The sequence below is a fragment of the Saccharothrix sabaoui genome (assembly GCF_051756985.1).
In the GTDB taxonomy this organism is placed as follows: Bacteria; Actinomycetota; Actinomycetes; order Mycobacteriales; family Pseudonocardiaceae; genus Actinosynnema.
This window is the reverse complement of sequence record NZ_JBPKJK010000037.1, coordinates 48,218-65,114: the sequence shown is the minus strand read 5'-3', so window position 1 is coordinate 65,114 and position 16,897 is coordinate 48,218. Positions and strand designations below refer to the sequence as shown.

Here is a 16,897-nt window from a genome sequence, read left to right as displayed (position 1 = left end):
CACCGCGGGGCTTGTGCCACAACGGGTTCACCGGTGCGGTGCAGTCGGTGACGCACACCCCGCCGCCGCACTGGCGCCGGCGGGCGGGCGCGCTCGCCGCGCCAGCGTCGGCCGACCCGCTCGTGCCGACCCGGGTCACCGCGTCGGTCAGCGCCTCGACGGTCGACCAGGGCCGGACGGTCACGCTGACCGGCCAGGTCACCGAGGAGACCCCGACCGGCGTTGATCGCGCGCCACCGGTTCGCAGGGCATCATCGGAGGGGTGGTGCCGATCATGACGCGACCCGGAACCCCGTTCGCCCTCGCCCCGGAGCAGGAGGTGGGCGTGCCGACCTGGGTCCTGGTCGTGCTGTTCACCTGCCAGGCGCTGGTGGCCGTGTGCTTCTTCCTGCTGGCCCGGCTCGGGGCGAGGCGACGACTGCCCCGCAACGCCTTCTTCGGCCTGCGCACGGGCCCGGCGCGCGACAGCGACGCCGCCTGGGAGCACGTGCACCACCGGGCCGCGCCGTTCGTCCGCGCCGCGTTCGCGGTGGTGGTCGCGGGGCTGGTGGCGATGGCGGCGACGACGCGGTCGGAGGCGGCCTTCCTCGCCGCCCTGCTGGTCCCCCACCCGATCGCCGGCGCGCTCCTCGCCCTCGGCGCGGCGCGCGGCCACCGCGACCTGCCGGCGCGCTGACCCGTCACCATCCACTGTGGATTATCCGTGCTGCCGCCCCACCGCGGTCGCCACACGGGTACTGTCGGATTTGTCAGGTTCCCGACGAGAGGTGCACACCATGGGTCTGTTCGACGCTATCTTCGAGAAGGCCAACGAGTTCGTGTCGGGCGCCACGGGTGCGGCCGAGGGCGCCACCCAGTCCGCGACCGACGCCGCCACGCAGGCGTCCGAGGGCTTCACGGGTGCCGCCCAGGACTTCGGCGCCGACGCGACCGGCTTCGTGGGCGACGCGACGGGCACCGTCGCCGACGTGTCCGGCACCGTCTCCGACGCCTCGGGTTCCTTCACCGAGGCGACCGACGCGGTCACCGACCCGTTCCGGTTCTAGGCGTCGCGGGTCGTGCCGTCGGTGACGGCGGGCACGGCCCGGAGCAGGGGCGGGTCTTCCGGCGGCGGGCGTGGGGCGCGACGAACCGCCGGCCGACCGGGAAGACCCGTCCGTGCCGCACGTCCGCGCGTCAGTAGTCGGCGGCGTGGCTCTCGACGACCCACAGCGTGCCGCCGGTGGGCGAGGAGGACTTCGGTTTGGCGTTGTAGCCGAGCGTGATGAACGTGCCCGGCGAGATCTCGACGCTCGACGGGTTGGCCTGGTCCCCCGAACCGGAGTTGTAGAGCGGCACGACGGTGTTCCGCACCCACGTGGACGTGGGGTTGTCGATCATCATGCCGACCGTGGGCCGGGTGGTCTGCGCCTTGTCGCCGTAGGTGAACAGCACCTTGCCGCTCGCCGTCCTGAGCAGGTGGTGGGAGTTGGCCAGGACGCCGGTGAAGCTCTGGTAGGTGAAGGCGGGCGTGGCGGTGTAGGGGTTCCACCGGGCGACGATGGCCGGTGAGCCGTCGCCGTCCTGCTCCGACCGGACGACCGCGACGACGGTGCTGCCGAACTGCACGAAGCTCGGCTCGGTGTAGGTGCGGCCCGGCGGGTTGTCGTTGGCGATGATCCTGTGCGAGCCGGACACCAGTAGCCGCGGGTCGAGCGTGGCCCGCCAGGTGGCCCGGATGAAGTGCGCGCCGCCCCCGGTCCCGATCGTGTAGACGGGGATCAGGACCTGGTTCACCTGCGTGCCGCTGTCCGCCAGCGCCAGCGCGCCGCCGTGGCTGTAGATGCCGGTGGTGATGTCCGGCGAGGTCAGCTGGACCGGGTCGGTGAAGCGCGTCCACCCCGGCTTCCACACCGAGTAGAACACCCGACCGCCCGGGACGAAGAACGTGAGCACGACGCTGCCGTCGTTCATCCTGCCGAGCTTCGGGTCGCGCGTGTCGAGGCCCGCCATCGTGCCCGGGTCGGCCAGCGCCGGCGCCGGGGCGCTCCACGTGCGGCCGTTCGCGCTGCCGAAGGACAGCTGGATCGTGCCGACCGCCCCGGCGTGCGCGGTGGCCCGGTGCCAGACGGCCATCAGCCTGCCGTCGTCCAGCTTCACCACGTCCGGGAAGCGGGCCTCGTACTCGCCCTCCTCCTGGGTGATCGAGGCGACCATGTCGACCGTCGCCCGGGCCGGCGGAGCGGCGGTGCCCGCCGCGACCACCACCACCGCGGCCGTGAGCGCGAGCACCACCGGTACCCGTCCGTGCTTCACCGTTCGTGTGCCGAACACGCGACCCCCCTCGTCGATTCCCCCTCATGGCGATGATGGTGATGCCACGTCACCGGGGGAAGCGTTCCCGCGAGTCTCACCGGTTCGGCGGACACGGCCCCGTTCCCGATGACGGACGGTGAGGTCTCCCGGTGCCCGTCGGCCCGGTGCCCGTCTGCGGGTGCCGGAGGACAGGCCACGACCGGCATCCAGGTGGCTGATGACCGACGTCGCCGTCGAGCACGACGGCCACTACGACAGCCGCGTCACCCACGACCTCGTCGACTACCGGGTGCCGGCGCCGGGCTGCCCGCCCTCGACCACATGGCGGACGTCAAGCGCCGCAGCCGCGCGGAGGTGGCACGGTTGCGGGAACTGGTGGCGGCGGGACGGGCGGCCGACGCCGGGACCACCGTCGTCTGAACGAGCGGAAGTGGGGTCGGGCACATGTCCGAGGACCGGTACGACATCGCCGGCGGGCAGCGCGCCGCCGAGCAGCGCAGTGACGAGCAGCGCACGGACGAGCAGCGCACCGACGAGCAGCGCACGGACGAGCGGGGTGGGCACGTCGCGGGCGACGTCACCGGGCTGATCGGCCGGACGCCGCTGGTGCGGCTGCGCCGGGTCACCGACGGCGCGGCGGCGGCGGTGTACGCCAAGCTGGAGACCGCGAACCCGGCGGGCAGCTCGAAGGACCGCGCGGCCCTGGCCATGGTCGACGCCGCGGAGGTCTCCGGCGCGCTGCGCCCGGGCGGGGTGATCGTGGAGGGCACCTCCGGCAACACCGGCATCGCGCTGGCGATGATCGGCGCCGCGCGCGGCTACCGCGTCGTCGTGGTGGTGCCCGACCGCTCCAGCCGGGAGAAGCTGGCGGTCCTGCGCGCCTACGGGGCCGAGGTCGTGGTCACGGACGGGATGCTGCCCGTCGGCCACCCCCGGCACGTGCGCTCCATCGCCGTCCGCCTGGCCGGGGAGGTACCCGGCGGGTGGTACGCGGGCCAGTACGACAACCCGGCCAACCCCGACGCCCACTACACCACCACGGGCCCGGAGATCTGGGCGCAGACCCGCGGCCGGATCACCCACCTCGTCTCCGGCATCGGCACCGGCGGCACGCTGACCGGCGCCGGGCGCTACCTGCGGGAGGTCTCCGGGGACCGGGTGCGGGTCGTGGGCGCGGACCCGGTCGACTCCGCCTACGGCGGCGGCCGGGGCCGCCCGTACCTGGTGGAGGCGGTCGGCCACTTCGTCCACCCCGACACCGACGTCGACGTGTGGCCCGCCTCCTACGACCCCTCGGTGGCCCACGAGGTGCGCCGCGTCCCCGACCGGGCCTCGATCACCGCCACCCGCCGGCTCGCGACCGAGGAGGGCCTCCTGGTCGGCGCGTCGGGCGGGCTCGCCGTCGCCGCCGCGGTGGAGCTCGCGCACGAGCTGGGACCCGACGGGCTCGTCGTCGCCGTCGTGCCCGACTCCGGCCGCTCCTACCTCAGCAAGTACTTCGACGAGGACTGGGTCGCCGGCCGCGGTTTCGCCACCGACCCGACCCCCGTGCCCGACACCCCCTCCCCCGCGCCCGTCGTCGCCCACTCGGTCACGATCGCCCACGCCCGCACCACCGCCCCGGCGCACGCGGTGCCCGTGGTCGTGCGCGCCGCGGATGCCGGGGGGCCGGCGAAGGTCGCCGAGGTGATCGGGTCGCTGTCCCCCGCCGCGCTGCGCGACGCGCCCGCGCGGGACCGGGTCGCCGACCACGTCGGGCCGTCCCTGCCCAGCGCGGGCGCCCACGAGCCCGTGGCCGCGGCCCGGCGGCGCTTCACCGCCGACCAGGACGCCCTGGTCGTCGCCCACGACGGGATCGTCGTCGCGGTGCTGCCCCTGGCCGAGCTCGACGCCCACCCCGACGCCGCGACGGTGGCCGACGTGCTCGCCACCCGGACCACCACGGGATGAGGCGCCCCGCCCTGCCTGAGCACACCGCGCCCGGCGTCCGCGGCCTCCCGAGGGAGATCGCGGTGCTGATCGCCGCCGCGCTCGCTCGGCCGCTCCACCTCCGGCAGGAGGGCGGCCGGGTCGCAATCGACGGCCGCCCGCCGGTCCACCACGCTCCGCGCCGAGCTGACTCCCGGGCGCGCCACCGGGGCACCAGCAGCGCCGACACGGCGCCGGAGGCGACGAGCGCGACACCGCCGACCACCCGGAACGCCCACGTGCGCCGCACCGCGCCGGCCGATCACCGCGCCCTCGCGCGCACAGCGCGCGGGCGAACGGGGTGCCGCGGAAGGGGTCGTTCGACCCACGGGCCGTGCGGCCGGCGGGCCGGTCACGCCCGCGCGGGCGGGGCGGCCGTGCTCACGCGCACGACCAGGCGCGTGGGCACCAGGCTCGTCCCCGGCTCCGCGTGCTGCTCCCGCACCTGCCGCAGCACCTGCTCCACGCGGCGCCGCCCACCTCGGTGAAGTCCTGGTGCACGGTGGTCAGGGGCGGGATGAACGACGCCGAGTCCGGGATGTCGTCGAACCCGACGAGGCTCACGTCGCCGGGCACCGTCCGGCCGCGCTCGTGGAACGCGCGCAGCAGCCCGAGCGCCATCTGGTCGTTCGCCGTGAACACCGCCGTGCACGCCGGGTCGACGGCCGGCTCGCCGGGTCGGGTGAACGCGTCGAGCACGCCGTCCTGGGTGGACAGCGTGAACAGGATGACGCCGATGGTGCGGAACTCGCCGTGCTCCAGCGCGCGGGCCGCGCTGTTGGGCCGGTAGCCCGGCTGCCGCACGGCGTCCAGCACCTGCTGCCCGGTGGTGCCGACGACGCTCGCGCGGCCGTTGGGGACGCGGGACGCGGTCTGCGCGGACACCCCGGCGAGGCGGGCGACGTCGGCCGTGGACACGCCGCGCCCGGGGCGCGGTGACACCGGGTCGTCGGTGGTCCGCGGGTCAGGCGTCCCGGCGCTCGTCCAGGGCGGCGGAGGCCACCACCTCGTCGAAGGACCCGTACGCGCCGCCGGGCAGGGAGCGCACCGCGTGCAGCGTGTCCTCGTCCGCGTTGTTGCGCGACGCGTGGTCCGCCAACTGCTCCTGGGTCGCCGGGTAGCTCACGTCGCCGAGCGCCGTGCGCAGCCTGTCAACAGTGGTGGTCTCGCTCATCTCTCCTCTTTCCGCAGGTGACGTCCCTGCGGTTACCCAGGTCGCGGTCCCGGAAACTCGACAAACCTGGTAATGATTATCATGTGCCGACATGCCTTCCACCGGACGAGGAGTACGCGTGGCTCACCTGCTGATGATCGAGAGCTGGGTCGGTGCGATGAGCGCCCTGCTGCCCAGGGCGATCAACGAGACCGGGCACCGCTTCACGTTCCTCACCCGCGACCTGCACCACTACCTGCGCGCCGCGCCCGGCCACCCGCACCCGCTGCTCGCCGCCGACAACGTGCTGACCGCCGAGACCAACGACGTGCCCGCGCTGCTCGACCACGTCGAGCGCCTGCACCACGCGCTCCGGTTCGACGGCGTCGTCTCGTCCTGCGACTACTACCTGCCGACCGTCGCCCGGGTCGCGCGCCACCTGGGCCTGCCCGGCCCCGACCCGCTGGCCGTCGAACGCGCGAACCGCAAGGACCTCACCCGCACGGCCCTGCGCGACGCGGGCGTGCCGGGTCCCCGCTTCGCCCTCGCCGAGGACTGGCCGCAGACCGCCGGGGCCGCCGCCGAGCTGGGCTACCCGCTGGTGGTCAAGCCGGTCGACCTGTGCGCCGGGATGCACGTGCGCAAGGTGACCGACGAGTCGGAGCTGCGCGAGGCGTTCGCGGCGCTGGAGGCGTTCCCGGTCAACGCCCGCAACCAGCCCCGCGTGCGGACCGTGCTGCTGGAGGAGCTGCTCACCGGTCCCGAGGTGAGCGTGGAGACGGTGACGGTGGACGGCGTCACGCACGTCGTGGGCGTCACCGACAAGAGCGTCGCCGGCGAGCCGTGGTTCGTGGAGAGCGGGCACATGTTCCCCGCCGACCTGCCCACCGCCGGGGCCGAGGCCGTCGCGGTGGCCGCGATCGCCGCGCTGGGGCTCGACCGCGGCGTCGCGCACACCGAGGTCAAGCTGACCCCGGACGGGCCGAAGCTCATCGAGGTCAACCCGCGCCCGGCGGGCAACCGGATCACCGAGCTGGTCCGCCGCACCACCGGCGTCGACCTGCCCGCCGCGCACGCGCAGCTGGCCGCCGGCGAGCGGCCGGACCTGCGCGCGGTGGACACCGGGGTGCGCAGCGCGGCGATCTCGTTCCTGCTGCCGCCGCGACGGGGACGGCTCGCGGGCGTCGACGGCACCGAGGCGCTGGCCGCGCCGGACGTCGTGGAGTGGTCCGTGAAGGCGGCCGGTCACCAGGCGGGCGACCCGACCAGCAACAACGGCTACCTGGGGCACGTCGTGGTGACCGACCCGACCGGACCCGGCGCGCGGGCGCGGGCCGAGCGGCTCGTCGGCGGCCTCGCGGTGCGCTACGCCGACGCCGAGGGGGCCGCGTGACGCTCGACGAGCTGGTCGGCCTGGTGCGCGCCGGCGACCTGGGACCCGACCCGACGACGCTCACCGCGAGCGTCGCGTTCACCACGCGGCAGGGCGCGCGGCACGCCGGTCGCGGCCGGGCCTACCGCAACACCGTGGTCAGCCTGCGCGTCGAGGACGCGGTCGGCTCCTGCGCGGTCGAGGACGTGGCCGACGACGTGGTGCACGACTGCGTCGGCGCGCCGGTCGCCGAGCTGCTCGACCACCCGGAGCCGGCCGTCCGCACGGCCGCGCTGGACGCCTACCTCATGCACGTCCGCCCGCACGCGCTGACCGCCGCGAGGGCCGTCACCGTCGGCCCGGGGTCGTCGCTGGAGAAGTCGATGGCGCGGGCCGCCGCCGTGGTGGACCTGCTGGCCCCCGCGCCCGGCGACCGGGTGCTGGTGGTCGGCGTGGTGAACTCGCTGCTGCACCACCTGCGCGAGCGCGGCGCGTCCTACGTGCCGTGCGACCTGAAGGGCGGCAGCACCGAGTGGGGCGAGCCGGTCGCCGAGGACGCGGTGACGGCGCTCGACGAGTGCGACTCCGTGCTGGCGTCGGGCATGACGGTCGGCAACGGCACGTTCGAACCGCTGCTGGCGCGGGCGGGCGCGGCGGGCAAGCCGGTGGTGCTGTTCGCGCAGACCGCGAGCGCGGTCCTGCCGTGGTTCATCGGGTCGGGCGTGCAGGCGGTGTCCGCCGAGCCGTACCCGTTCTTCTGGCTGGACGGCGGCCCGACGACGATCCACCTGCACGAGGAGCGCCCCTCGTGACCGCGCGCGCGAACCGGCACCTGCTGGAGCTGCTGGGCCGGACCCCGGTCGTCCGGGTGGACACCCCGCTCCCCCACCGGCACGGCGGCTTCTGGGCCAAGGTCGAGTGCCTGAGCGCCGGCGGCATGAAGGCGCGACCGGCCGTGTCCATGCTCCAGGCCGCGCGCGGCCGGGGCGAGCTGCACGCCGGCGCGGTGGTCGTGGAGTCCACCAGCGGCACGCTCGGTCTCGGCCTGGCCTTCGCGGGCCAGGCGTTAGGCCACCCCGTGGTGCTCGTCGTGGACAGCGAGCTGGAGCCGAGCATGCGGGCCCTGCTGCGGGCGCACGGCGCGCGGCTGGAGGTGGTCGACCGGCCGCACCCCACCGGCGGCTGGCAGCGGGCCAGGCTCGACCGGCTCCAGGAGGTGCTGGCCTCGATCCCCGGCTCCTACTGGCCCGACCAGTACAACAACCCGGACAACCCGCTCGGGTACGCGGACCTGGCTCGGGAGATGGTGGAGCAGCTCGACCCGGTCGACGTGCTGGTGTGCAGCGTCGGCACCGGCGGCCACAGCGCCGGCGTGGTCACCGCGCTGCGCCGGCACTGGCCGCACGTGCGGCTGGTGGGCGTGGACTCGGTGGGGTCGACGATCTTCGGCCAGCCCGCCCGGCCCCGGGTCATGCGCGGGCTGGGCAGCAGCATCCACCCGCGCAACGTCGCCCACGCCGAGTTCGACGAGGTGCACTGGCTGGGACCGCGCGAGGTGGTGGACGCCTGCCGCAGGCTGGCCCGCGACGCGTTCGTCACCGGCGGGTGGAGCACCGGCGCGGTGTCGCTGGTCGCCGCGTGGGCGGCCCGGGTCGAGCCCGGCGCGGTGGTGGCCACGATCTTCCCCGACGGCCCGCACCGCTACCTCGGCACGATCTTCGACGACGACTTCTGCCTGAGCCGCGACCTGCTCGGCCCGGCCGCCGACCGCCCGGTGGAGATCGGCCACGCCGAGTACGCCGAGGTCACCGGGTGGGCGCGCTGCCGGTCGGTCGTCAGCCCCCGGCCGGCGGTGCCCGCATGAGGCTCGACTGGGAGGTGCGGGGCCTGGAGCTGCGCACGCCGCTGCGCATCTCGCGCTCGGTGATGGCCCGCCGCGACGCCGTGCGGGTCGTGCTCGGGTGCGACGGGCTGCGCGGTCACGGCGAGGTGGTGACCAGCGCCTACTACGGGCTCGACGTGCCGGTGATCGCGGAGCTGCTGGAGGGCCTGCGCCCGGTGCTGGCGGCGGTCGACGAACCGGAGGGCGCGTTCGGGCTCCTGGCGGACCTGCCGGCGGGCGTGCGGGCGGCGGTCGACGCCGCGCTGCACGACCTGGTCGCCCTGCGCGCCGGCGTGCCGGTGCACGCGCTGGTCGGGAGTCCGGTGTGGACGGACGTGGTGACGGCGCACACCATCGGCATCACCACGCCCGCCGACGCGGGCGAGCGGGCCGCCGCCCTGGCGCGGCGCGGGTTCACGGTGCTCAAGGTCAAGGTCGGCGGGGACGTCGAGCGCGACGCGGCCGCGGTGACGGCGGTGGGCGCCACCGGGGTGCGGGTGGTCCTCGACCCCAACGGCGTGTGGACGCCGGAGGAGGCGGTGCGGTTCGTCGACCGCGTCGCGGGCGTGGCGCTCGACGCCGTGGAGCAGCCCATCGCGCCCGGGAACCCGGACGGCCTGGCGTGGGTGCGCGCCCGGTGCCCCGCCCCGTTGGTCGCCGACGAGGACGCCGCGTCGGTGGCCGACGTGCGGGCGCTGGCGGGCGTGGTGGACGGGGTGAACGTCAAGCTCGCCAAGTGCGGCGGGATCACCGCGGCGCTGGAGGTCGTGGCGGCGGCCCGCGAGGCCGGGCTGGACGTGATGCTGGGTTGCCTGGTCGCCAGCTCGCTGGGCATCGCGCCCGCCGTCCACCTGACCGGGCACGCCCGGTGGGTCGACCTGGACGGGCACCTGCTGCTCGCGGCGGACCCGTGGGCGGGCATCGGCGGCGAGGACGGCGTGCTGCGGCTGTCCGGCGCGCCCGGCCTGGGCGTGGTGCCGCGGTGACCGGCGGGGCGACGGCGCTCTCCCGCCCGGTGCGGCTGCTGCTGGTCAACCAGTTCGCCGTGAACACCGGCTTCTACCTGCTGATCCCGTTCCTCGCCGCGCACCTGGGCGGCCTGGGCCTGTCGGCGGCCGTCGTCGGCGTCGTGCTGGGCGTGCGGACGCTGAGCCAGCAGGGCCTGTTCCTGCTGGGCGGCACCGCGTCCGACCGGCTCGGCCCGCGCGCCGTGATCCTGGCCGGCTGCGGCCTGCGCGCGGTGGGCTTCGGGCTGTTCGCGCTGGGCGACTCGCTCACCGTGGTGCTGGTCGCGTCCGCGCTGAGCGGGCTGGCCGGCGCGCTGTTCAACCCGGCGGTGCGGGCCTACGTGGCGGTGGAGGCCGGGGACGCGCGCGCCGAGGCGTTCGCCCGGTTCAACGCCTGGGGTCAGGCGGGCGCGCTGGCCGGGCCGGTGCTCGGCGGCGTGCTGCTGCTGTGGGACTTCCGGGTCGCCGCCGTGGTCGCGGCCGGGATCTTCGCCGCGCTGACCGTCGCCCAGGCGTTCGCGCTGCCCTCCCGACCGGCCGCCCGCAGCGGCGGGTCGGTGCTCGGCGACTGGCGCGAGTGCCTGTCCGACCGGCGCTTCCTGGCGTTCACCTGCGCGTTGAGCAGCCTGTTCGCCCTCCAGAACCAGCTCTACCTGCTGCTGCCCGTGCAGGCGCAGCGGGCCACCGGGTCGGCGGCGTCGGTCACCGCGCTGTTCGTCGTCTCCACCCTGACCACGCTGCTGTTCCAGGTCCGGGTGACGCGGGGGCTCGCCGGCCGGGCGCGCGGGCCGGTCATCGCGGTCGGCCTGGCGGTGGCGGGCGCGGGGTTCGTCGTGCCCGCCCTGTGGTCCGGCATCGTCCCGCTGCTGGTGACGGCCCTGCTGCTGGCGCTCGGCGTGGTGCTCGCGCAACCGTTCGTCTACGACCTGATCCCGGAGTTCGGGTCGCCGACGCTGGCGGGCACGTACTTCGGCGTGTTCTACCTGGCCTCGGGCGTCGCCGCCGCGCTCGGCAACGCCCTGGTCGGGTGGGTGAGCGGGTTCGGCGACGGCCCCGCGGCCCTGCTCTGCGCCGCGATCGGCCTCGGCGGCGCGGCGGCCGTCGCCGCGCTGCACCGGCGCGGCGCCCTGTCCCCGCGAAACCGGGAGGTGGTCCGGTGAACCTGCTCACCGACAACCCCGAGCTGTACGAGCACCAGTTCCCCGACCCCGACCACGTCGCCGCCCGCTTCCTGCACGACCTGGTGACGCGGTTCGGCGGCGGGCGCGACCTGCTCGACGTCGGCTGCGGCACCGGGCGCGACGCCGGGTGGCTGGCCCGCAACGGCTACCGGGCGTCCGGTGTGGACAGTTCGGTGCGGATGGTCGAGCACGTGCGGCGGCACCACCCGGAGGTCGACGTCGTCCCGGGCGACATGCGGACCTTCGCGCTGGGCAGGCGGTTCGACGTCGTCACCTGCCTGGACAGCGCCCTGCTGTACTGCCACTCCAACGCCGACCTCGACGCGTTCCTCGCCCGCTGCCGCGAGCACCTCGTGCCCGGCGGGTTGCTGATCGCCGAGATGCGCAACGGCGCGTTCTTCCTCGGCAGCACCGAGCTGCTCGACGGCCCGCGCACCCGCACGGTCACCTGGCGCGGCACCGCCTACACCTCCACCACCGCGCTGTGGATCGACCACGCCGCCCAGCTGCTGCGCCGCCGCCGCGAGTGGGTGTGGCCCGGTCGCGCCGAACCGCTCGTGCAGCACTCGGCCTGGCGGCTGCTGTTCCCGCAGGAGCTGCGGCACCTGCTCGACCTGGCCGGGTTCGACGTGCTCGCCCTGTTCGACGGTCCCGGCCCCCGCACCGACGACCCGTGGACCGCCGACGCGGAGCTGGGCGGGGCCCTGTCCGGGGACCGGCTGCACGTCGTGGCCCGCCTGCGCCCCCACCACCGGAAGGAACCCTCGTGACCCTCGACCGCCGTCGTTTCCTCGGCCTCTCCGCCGGCCTCTCGGTCGCCGCCCTGGCCGGGTGCTCCACCGGGAGCACCACCCCGTCGTCCGCGCCGCGCACCGGCGGCAGGCTGCGCGCCGCGTTCGCCGGCGGCGGCGCCAAGGAGGTGCTCGACCCGCACCTGGCGAACCTGTTCGTCGAGGCCGCGCGGTCCAAGGCGCTGTTCGACAAGCTGGCCGACCTGGGCGACGACGTGGCCCCGCGCCCGCGCCTGGCCGAGAGGTGGGAGCCGAGCGCGGACCTCACCCGCTGGCGGATCACCCTGCGGCAGGCCGCGTTCCACGACGGCAGACCGGTCCGCGCGCAGGACGTGCTGGCCAGCTACGCCCGCGTCCTCGACCCGAAGCGGGCGTTCCGCGCCCGGTCCAGCCTCGCGCTGGTCGACCTGCCGAACAGCCGCGCGGTGGACGACCGGACCGTCGAGTTCGCGCTGACCCGGCCGTTCGTCGAGTTCCCCAACGCGATGGCCGCGTTCGGCGCGTACATCGTGCCCGAGGGCGCCGAGGACTTCACGAAGCCGGTCGGTTCGGGGCCGTTCTCGTTCGTCTCCTTCGACCCGGGCAGGTCCGCGCTGCTCAAGCGCAACCCCGACTACTGGGAGGGCGCGCCGCTGCTGGACGAGCTGGAGTTCGTCATCGCCAACGAGGAGTCGGCGCGCACCAACGCCCTGCTGGGCGGGCAGGTCGAGTACGCGCACGACCTGACGCCCACCACGGCCCGCAGCCACGCGGACGGCGGCCGGGTGGCGATCCACCGCTCCCCCGGCAGCGCCGTGCAGGCGTTCGCGATGAAGCTCGACCGGCCGCCGTTCGACAACCGGGACCTGCGCGAGGCGATGTTCCTGCTCGCCGACCGCCCCCAGCTGGTGGAGGCGGTGCTCGCGGGCAGCGGCCAGGTCGGCAACGACCTGTTCGGCCGGGGCTACCGGCACTACGCGGACCTCCCCCAGCGCGAGCGCGACCTCGACAAGGCCAGGTTCCTGATCCGCCGGGCGGGGGCCGAGGGCCTGACCGTCGCGCTCGACACCTCGACCGCGGCGGCCGGGATGGTGGAGGCCGCCACCGTGTTCGCCGACCAGGTCAAGGGGTCGGGGCTGACCGTCGAGGTCGCCCTGGGCAACAAGGACAGCTACTGGTCCGACACGCTCAAGAACGGCTCGCTGTCGAGCTTCCGCTCCGGCGCCATGCCGATCGAGACGCACATCGCGCAGCGCCTGCTCACCGGCTCGGGCACGAACGTGACGAAGTGGGCGCGGCCGGAGTTCGACGCGCTCTACGAGAAGGCGGTGTCGACCTCGGACGAGGCCGTGCGCGACGGGGCGTACCGGGAGATGCAGGCCGCCCTGCACGCCGAGGGCGGCTACCTGATGTGGGGCTTCGCCGACTGGATCGTCGGCACGGCCCCGAACGTCGGCGGGATCTCCACCGCGCCGGCCAACACGCTGGACTGGGCGCGGTTCGACAAGGTGTGGCTGGGATGAGCCCCGGCGGCTACGCGGCCCGGCGACTGGCGCTGGGCGCCGCGCAGGTGCTCGCCGTGGCCACGGCCGTGTTCCTGCTGGTCCGGGCGCTGCCCGGGGACGCGGCCGTGGCGCTGGCCGGGGACAACCCCGACCCGGCGCGGATCGCGGCCATCCGCGCCGCGATGGGCCTCGACCAGCCGGCGTGGGAGCGGTTCGGGCAGTGGCTGGCCGGGTTGCCCCGGCTGGACCTGGGCGTGTCGCTGGTGTCCGGCCGGCCGGTCGCGGACTTCCTGGCCGACGGCATCGGCCCCACCCTCGTGCTGGCGGTGCTCACCCTGGTGCTGCTGCTGCCGCTGTCGGTGCTGGTGGGCGTGCTGGCCGCGCTGCGCGAGGGCGGCCCGCTCGACCGGGCGCTGACCTCGGCGAGCGTGGCGCTGCACTCGATCCCGGAGTTCGCGCTGGCCGTGGTGCTGATCGCGGTGTTCGGCGTGCAGCTGGGGTGGCTGCCGCCCACGGCGGTCGGCGCGGACGTCCTGGCCGAGCCCGCGGTGCTGGTGCTGCCGCTGGTCGTGCTGCTGGCCCGGCCGATCTGCTCGATCAGCAGGCTGGTGCGCGCGGGCATGGTCGACGCCCTCGCGTCCGAGCACGTGCGGCACGCCCGCAGGCTCGGCATCGGCGAGGGGCGGATCAGGTTCGCGCACGCCCTGCCCAACGCCCTCGCGCCCGCCGTGCAGCAGGTCGCGCGCACCACGGACTGGCTGCTGGGCGGGGTGATCGTGGTGGAGGCGGTGTTCGTCATCCCCGGTCTGGGCACCACCCTGGTGGACGCCGTGGCCGGGCGCGACCTGCCCGTCGTGCAGGGCCTGGCGGTGGTCTTCGCGGTCACCACGGTCGTGGTGAACCTGCTGGCCGACCTGGTCGCGTTCCGCCTGGCCCCGCGCACGGGGGTGACCGCGTGACGCGCTTCGGGATCGGCGTCCCGCTGGTGGTCGTCCCGCTGGCCCTGGCGCTGCTGGGACCGCTGTTCGTGCCCGACGACACGGCGCGGCGCGCCCCGTTCACGCCGCACGGCCCGCTGGGCACCGACTTCGTCGGCCGCGACGTGTGGCACCAGGTCCTCGACGGCGGGCAGACCGTCGTGCTGGTCGCGCTGCTGGCCACGGCGCTGTCCTACGCGCTGGGCGTGCCGTGGGGCGTCATCGCGGCGACGGCCCGGCTGCGGCTGGTCGACGAGGTGCTGATGCGGCCCCTGGACCTGCTGCTGGCGGTGCCGTCGCTGCTCGTGCTGATCCTGGTGGCGGCCATCGCCGGGCAGGGCCTGGCGGTGCTGGTCGGCATCGTCGCGCTGGTCAACTTCCCCGACGTGGCGCGGCTGTCCCGCGCCGCGGCCCTGGAGATCGCCGGGCGACCGGCGCTGGAGGCGATGCGGTTGCAGGGCGAGTCGTGGTGGCGCACCTCGATCGTCTACACGGGACGGTCGATGCTGCGCACCCTGGCCGCGGACCTGGGTGTCCGGCTGACCGGCGCGCTGTACCTGGTGGCGTCGGCGAGCTTCCTCGGCGTCGGCGTGCCGCCGGACGCGGCCGACTGGGCGGTGATGGTCGACCGCAACCGCGGCGGCCTGTTCCTCCAACCGTGGGCCGTGGTCGTACCCGCGCTGCTGATCGTCTCCCTGTCCGTCGGCGTGAACCTGGTGTTCGACCGCGCCCTGCGGCGGGTGCCGTCGTGACGCCGGTCGTGCACGTGGAGGACCTGCGCGCCCGCGCCGGTGACGAGGTGCTGCTCGACGGGGTGAGCTTCGCGGTGGCCGCGGGGCAGGTGCTGGCCCTGGTCGGCGCGTCGGGCAGCGGCAAGACCACCACCGGGCTCGCGCTGCTCGGCGAGCACGGCCCCGGCGTGGCGGTCGAGGGGCGGGTGGTCGTGCGCGGGCGGGTGGCGTTCGTGCCGCAGCAGCCGTCGGCCGCGCTCAACCCGGTCCGCCGGCTCGGCGGGGTGTTCCGCGAGATCGCCGCCCTGCACGAGGGCGACCCCGACGAGCTGGTCACCGCGGCGCTGCGCCGGGCCCGGGTCCCGGTCGACCTGCTGCGCCGCTACCCGCACCAGCTCTCCGGCGGGCAGCAGCAGCGGGTCGTGCTGGCCCAGGCGCTGGTCGGCGACCCGGCGGTGCTGGTGGCCGACGAGCCCACCACCGGGCAGGACGCGCTGACCCGCGCCGAGGTCGTGGACGAGCTGGCCGGCGTGGTCGCCCAGGGGGTCGCGCTCGTGCTGCTCACCCACGACCTCGCCGTGGTGCGCGCCCTGGCCGACGAGATCGTGGTGCTGCGCGACGGGCGCGTGGTGGAGGCCGGGCCGGCGGAGCAGCTGTTGACCGCCCCGCGCGAGGAGTACACGCGGGCGCTGCTCGACACCGCGCCGCACACCCCGCCCGAGGTGCCCGACCGGGAACCGCGGCTGCGGGTGCGCGGCCTGACCGCCCGGCACCGCGGGACCACCGTCCTGCACGACGTGGACCTCGACGTCGGGGAGCGGCTGGCCGTCGTCGGCCGGTCGGGCAGCGGCAAGACGACGCTGGGCCGGTGCCTGGTGGGCCTGCACGAACCGGCCGCCGGGGACGTGCTGCTGCACGGCCGCCCGCTGGCCCGGTCCCTGCGCCGCCGGTCCCGGTCCGACCTCGCCGCCGTGCAGCACGTCTTCCAGGACGCGCGGGGCTCGTTCGACGAGCACCGCGCCGTCGTCGACCAGGTCGCCCGCACCGCCGTGCGGCTGCGCGGCGCCTCCCCGGAGGCCGCGCGGACCGCCGCGCTGGCCGCGCTGGAGCGGGTGGGCGTGTCCCCCGCGACCGCGGCCCGCCCGCCGCGCGGCCTGTCCGACGGCGAGCTCCAGCGGGCCGCGCTCGTGCGGGCGCTGCTCGCCGAACCGGACGTGCTGGTGTGCGACGAGATCACCTCCGGGCAGGACGCCGTGACCCGCGGCGCCCTGCTCGACCTGCTCGCGGGCGTGCCGTGCGCGCTCGTGCTGATCAGCCACGACCTCGACGTCGTGGCCCGGCTCGCCGACCGGGTGGTCGTGCTCCACGAGGGACGTGTCGTCGCGCACGGTCCGGCGGCCGCCGTTCTCGAAGGAGCCGAGGAGAGGATGAAGTGACCGAACACCACCGCTACGAGGTGCGGCCGGCGACCCACGCCGACCTGCCCGGCGCGCGCAGCGTCATGCTGGACACCTTCTACCGCGATTTCGGCCACGGCTACCGGCCGCAGTGGCACGCCGACGTGGTCGACCTGGCCGGCACCTACCTGGAGACGCCCCGGCACGCGCTGTTCGTCGCCGTCGCGGGCGACGAGGTCGTGGGCACCACGGCCGTGCGGGCGCAGGGCCCGGCCAGCCCACCGCACCCGGCGTGGCTCGCGGAGCGCTACCCCGGCGGCACGACCGCGCAGCTGTTCCGCGTGTACGTGCGGGGCGAGCACCGCCGGCACGGCCTGGCCCGGGCGCTGGTCGACGCCGCCACCCGGTTCGTCGCGGAGACGCCGGGCTACGAGCGGATCTACCTGCACACCGACACCCGCGTGCCCGGCGCGGAGCCGTTCTGGCGGTCGGTGGCGGTGGAGGTGCACGACGCCCGCGACGGCGACGACCGCACCCACGAGACCGTCCACTTCGAGATCCCCCTGCCGCTGCTGGTCGACACCGGGGTGGGCGCCGCCGGTGCGCGCGGCAGGGCCTGAGGCGGTCCGGTGAGCCGGGGACCGGTGGGACGCGCACCC

Annotated in this window: 18 protein-coding genes; 14 read left to right on the top strand and 4 right to left on the bottom strand. The window is 75.6% G+C overall.

Annotated elements, in window-relative coordinates; genetic code table 11:
- The coding region (locus ACR807_RS14370) for a hypothetical protein (protein ID WP_438921794.1) at window positions 1-202 on the bottom strand (202 nt) is incomplete at its 3' end.
- A gap of 72 nt (window positions 203-274) precedes the next feature.
- On the opposite strand from ACR807_RS14370, the gene ACR807_RS14365 reads away from it, so the two are divergent.
- Together ACR807_RS14365 and ACR807_RS14360 are read left to right on the top strand one after the other, a co-directional pair.
- Window positions 275-676: an SdpI family protein gene (locus tag ACR807_RS14365; RefSeq protein WP_438921793.1), complete on the top strand. Its 402-nt coding sequence runs from the start codon at window positions 275-277 to the stop codon at window positions 674-676.
- A 100-nt stretch (window positions 677-776) separates the two neighbouring features.
- A complete protein-coding gene (locus ACR807_RS14360) occupies window positions 777-1,046 on the top strand; it encodes a hypothetical protein (protein WP_438921792.1) in 270 nt (89 codons plus the stop codon).
- A 130-nt stretch (window positions 1,047-1,176) separates the two neighbouring features.
- Here ACR807_RS14360 and ACR807_RS14355 read toward each other — a convergent pair whose 3' ends face one another.
- Window positions 1,177-2,313, bottom strand: a complete 1,137-nt coding sequence (locus tag ACR807_RS14355; protein WP_438921791.1) for a sialidase family protein — start codon at window positions 2,311-2,313, stop codon at window positions 1,177-1,179.
- A gap of 426 nt (window positions 2,314-2,739) precedes the next feature.
- Here ACR807_RS14355 and ACR807_RS14350 point away from each other — a divergent pair, with 426 nt between their 5' ends.
- A complete protein-coding gene (locus tag ACR807_RS14350) occupies window positions 2,740-4,245 on the top strand; it encodes a PLP-dependent cysteine synthase family protein (RefSeq protein WP_438921790.1) in 1,506 nt (501 codons plus the stop codon).
- 399 nt (window positions 4,246-4,644) lie between these two features.
- Here the strand turns inward: ACR807_RS14350 and ACR807_RS14345 are convergent, their stop codons facing one another.
- Together ACR807_RS14345 and ACR807_RS14340 are read right to left on the bottom strand one after the other, a co-directional pair.
- A complete protein-coding gene (locus ACR807_RS14345) occupies window positions 4,645-5,205 on the bottom strand; it encodes a substrate-binding domain-containing protein (protein WP_438921789.1) in 561 nt (186 codons plus the stop codon).
- A 22-nt stretch (window positions 5,206-5,227) separates the two neighbouring features.
- Complete coding sequence (locus tag ACR807_RS14340) at window positions 5,228-5,437, bottom strand: DUF2795 domain-containing protein (protein ID WP_438921788.1); 210 nt, start codon at window positions 5,435-5,437, stop codon at window positions 5,228-5,230.
- Between the two features lie 118 nt (window positions 5,438-5,555).
- Here ACR807_RS14340 and ACR807_RS14335 point away from each other — a divergent pair, with 118 nt between their 5' ends.
- The 11 genes from ACR807_RS14335 to ACR807_RS14285 are packed head-to-tail and all read left to right on the top strand — an operon-like array spanning window position 5,556 to window position 16,858.
- Window positions 5,556-6,809 carry an ATP-grasp domain-containing protein gene (locus ACR807_RS14335; RefSeq protein ID WP_438921787.1) on the top strand — a complete coding sequence of 418 codons (1,254 nt, stop codon included), beginning with the start codon at window positions 5,556-5,558 and terminating at the stop codon, window positions 6,807-6,809.
- The gene (locus tag ACR807_RS14330; protein WP_438921786.1) at window positions 6,806-7,600 is read left to right on the top strand and encodes a Rossmann-like domain-containing protein; all 795 of its coding nucleotides are present in this window, start codon (window positions 6,806-6,808) and stop codon (window positions 7,598-7,600) included. Before ACR807_RS14335 ends, ACR807_RS14330 begins: the two co-directional genes overlap by 4 nt.
- Window positions 7,597-8,652: a PLP-dependent cysteine synthase family protein gene (locus ACR807_RS14325; RefSeq protein WP_438921785.1), complete on the top strand. Its 1,056-nt coding sequence runs from the start codon at window positions 7,597-7,599 to the stop codon at window positions 8,650-8,652. The genes ACR807_RS14330 and ACR807_RS14325 overlap by 4 nt, the downstream gene beginning before the upstream one ends.
- Entirely contained in the window at window positions 8,649-9,656 is a 1,008-nt protein-coding gene (locus ACR807_RS14320) for a dipeptide epimerase (RefSeq protein WP_438921784.1), read from the top strand. The genes ACR807_RS14325 and ACR807_RS14320 overlap by 4 nt, the downstream gene beginning before the upstream one ends.
- On the top strand, window positions 9,653-10,837 hold the full coding sequence (locus ACR807_RS14315; RefSeq protein ID WP_438921783.1) for an MFS transporter: 1,185 nt from the start codon (window positions 9,653-9,655) through the stop codon (window positions 10,835-10,837). The genes ACR807_RS14320 and ACR807_RS14315 overlap by 4 nt, the downstream gene beginning before the upstream one ends.
- Window positions 10,834-11,628, top strand: a complete 795-nt coding sequence (locus tag ACR807_RS14310; RefSeq protein WP_438921782.1) for a class I SAM-dependent methyltransferase — start codon at window positions 10,834-10,836, stop codon at window positions 11,626-11,628. Before ACR807_RS14315 ends, ACR807_RS14310 begins: the two co-directional genes overlap by 4 nt.
- Entirely contained in the window at window positions 11,625-13,151 is a 1,527-nt protein-coding gene (locus ACR807_RS14305) for an ABC transporter substrate-binding protein (protein WP_438921781.1), read from the top strand. The genes ACR807_RS14310 and ACR807_RS14305 overlap by 4 nt, the downstream gene beginning before the upstream one ends.
- On the top strand, window positions 13,148-14,092 hold the full coding sequence (locus ACR807_RS14300) for an ABC transporter permease (RefSeq protein ID WP_438921780.1): 945 nt from the start codon (window positions 13,148-13,150) through the stop codon (window positions 14,090-14,092). Before ACR807_RS14305 ends, ACR807_RS14300 begins: the two co-directional genes overlap by 4 nt.
- A complete protein-coding gene (locus ACR807_RS14295) occupies window positions 14,089-14,862 on the top strand; it encodes an ABC transporter permease (RefSeq protein WP_438921779.1) in 774 nt (257 codons plus the stop codon). The genes ACR807_RS14300 and ACR807_RS14295 overlap by 4 nt, the downstream gene beginning before the upstream one ends.
- A complete protein-coding gene (locus ACR807_RS14290; protein ID WP_438921778.1) occupies window positions 14,859-16,277 on the top strand; it encodes an ABC transporter ATP-binding protein in 1,419 nt (472 codons plus the stop codon). Before ACR807_RS14295 ends, ACR807_RS14290 begins: the two co-directional genes overlap by 4 nt.
- Window positions 16,274-16,858 (top strand): GNAT family N-acetyltransferase, encoded by a 585-nt coding sequence (locus ACR807_RS14285; RefSeq protein WP_438921777.1) that lies wholly within the window; start codon window positions 16,274-16,276, stop codon window positions 16,856-16,858. Before ACR807_RS14290 ends, ACR807_RS14285 begins: the two co-directional genes overlap by 4 nt.
- Window positions 16,859-16,897 lie beyond the last annotated feature (39 nt).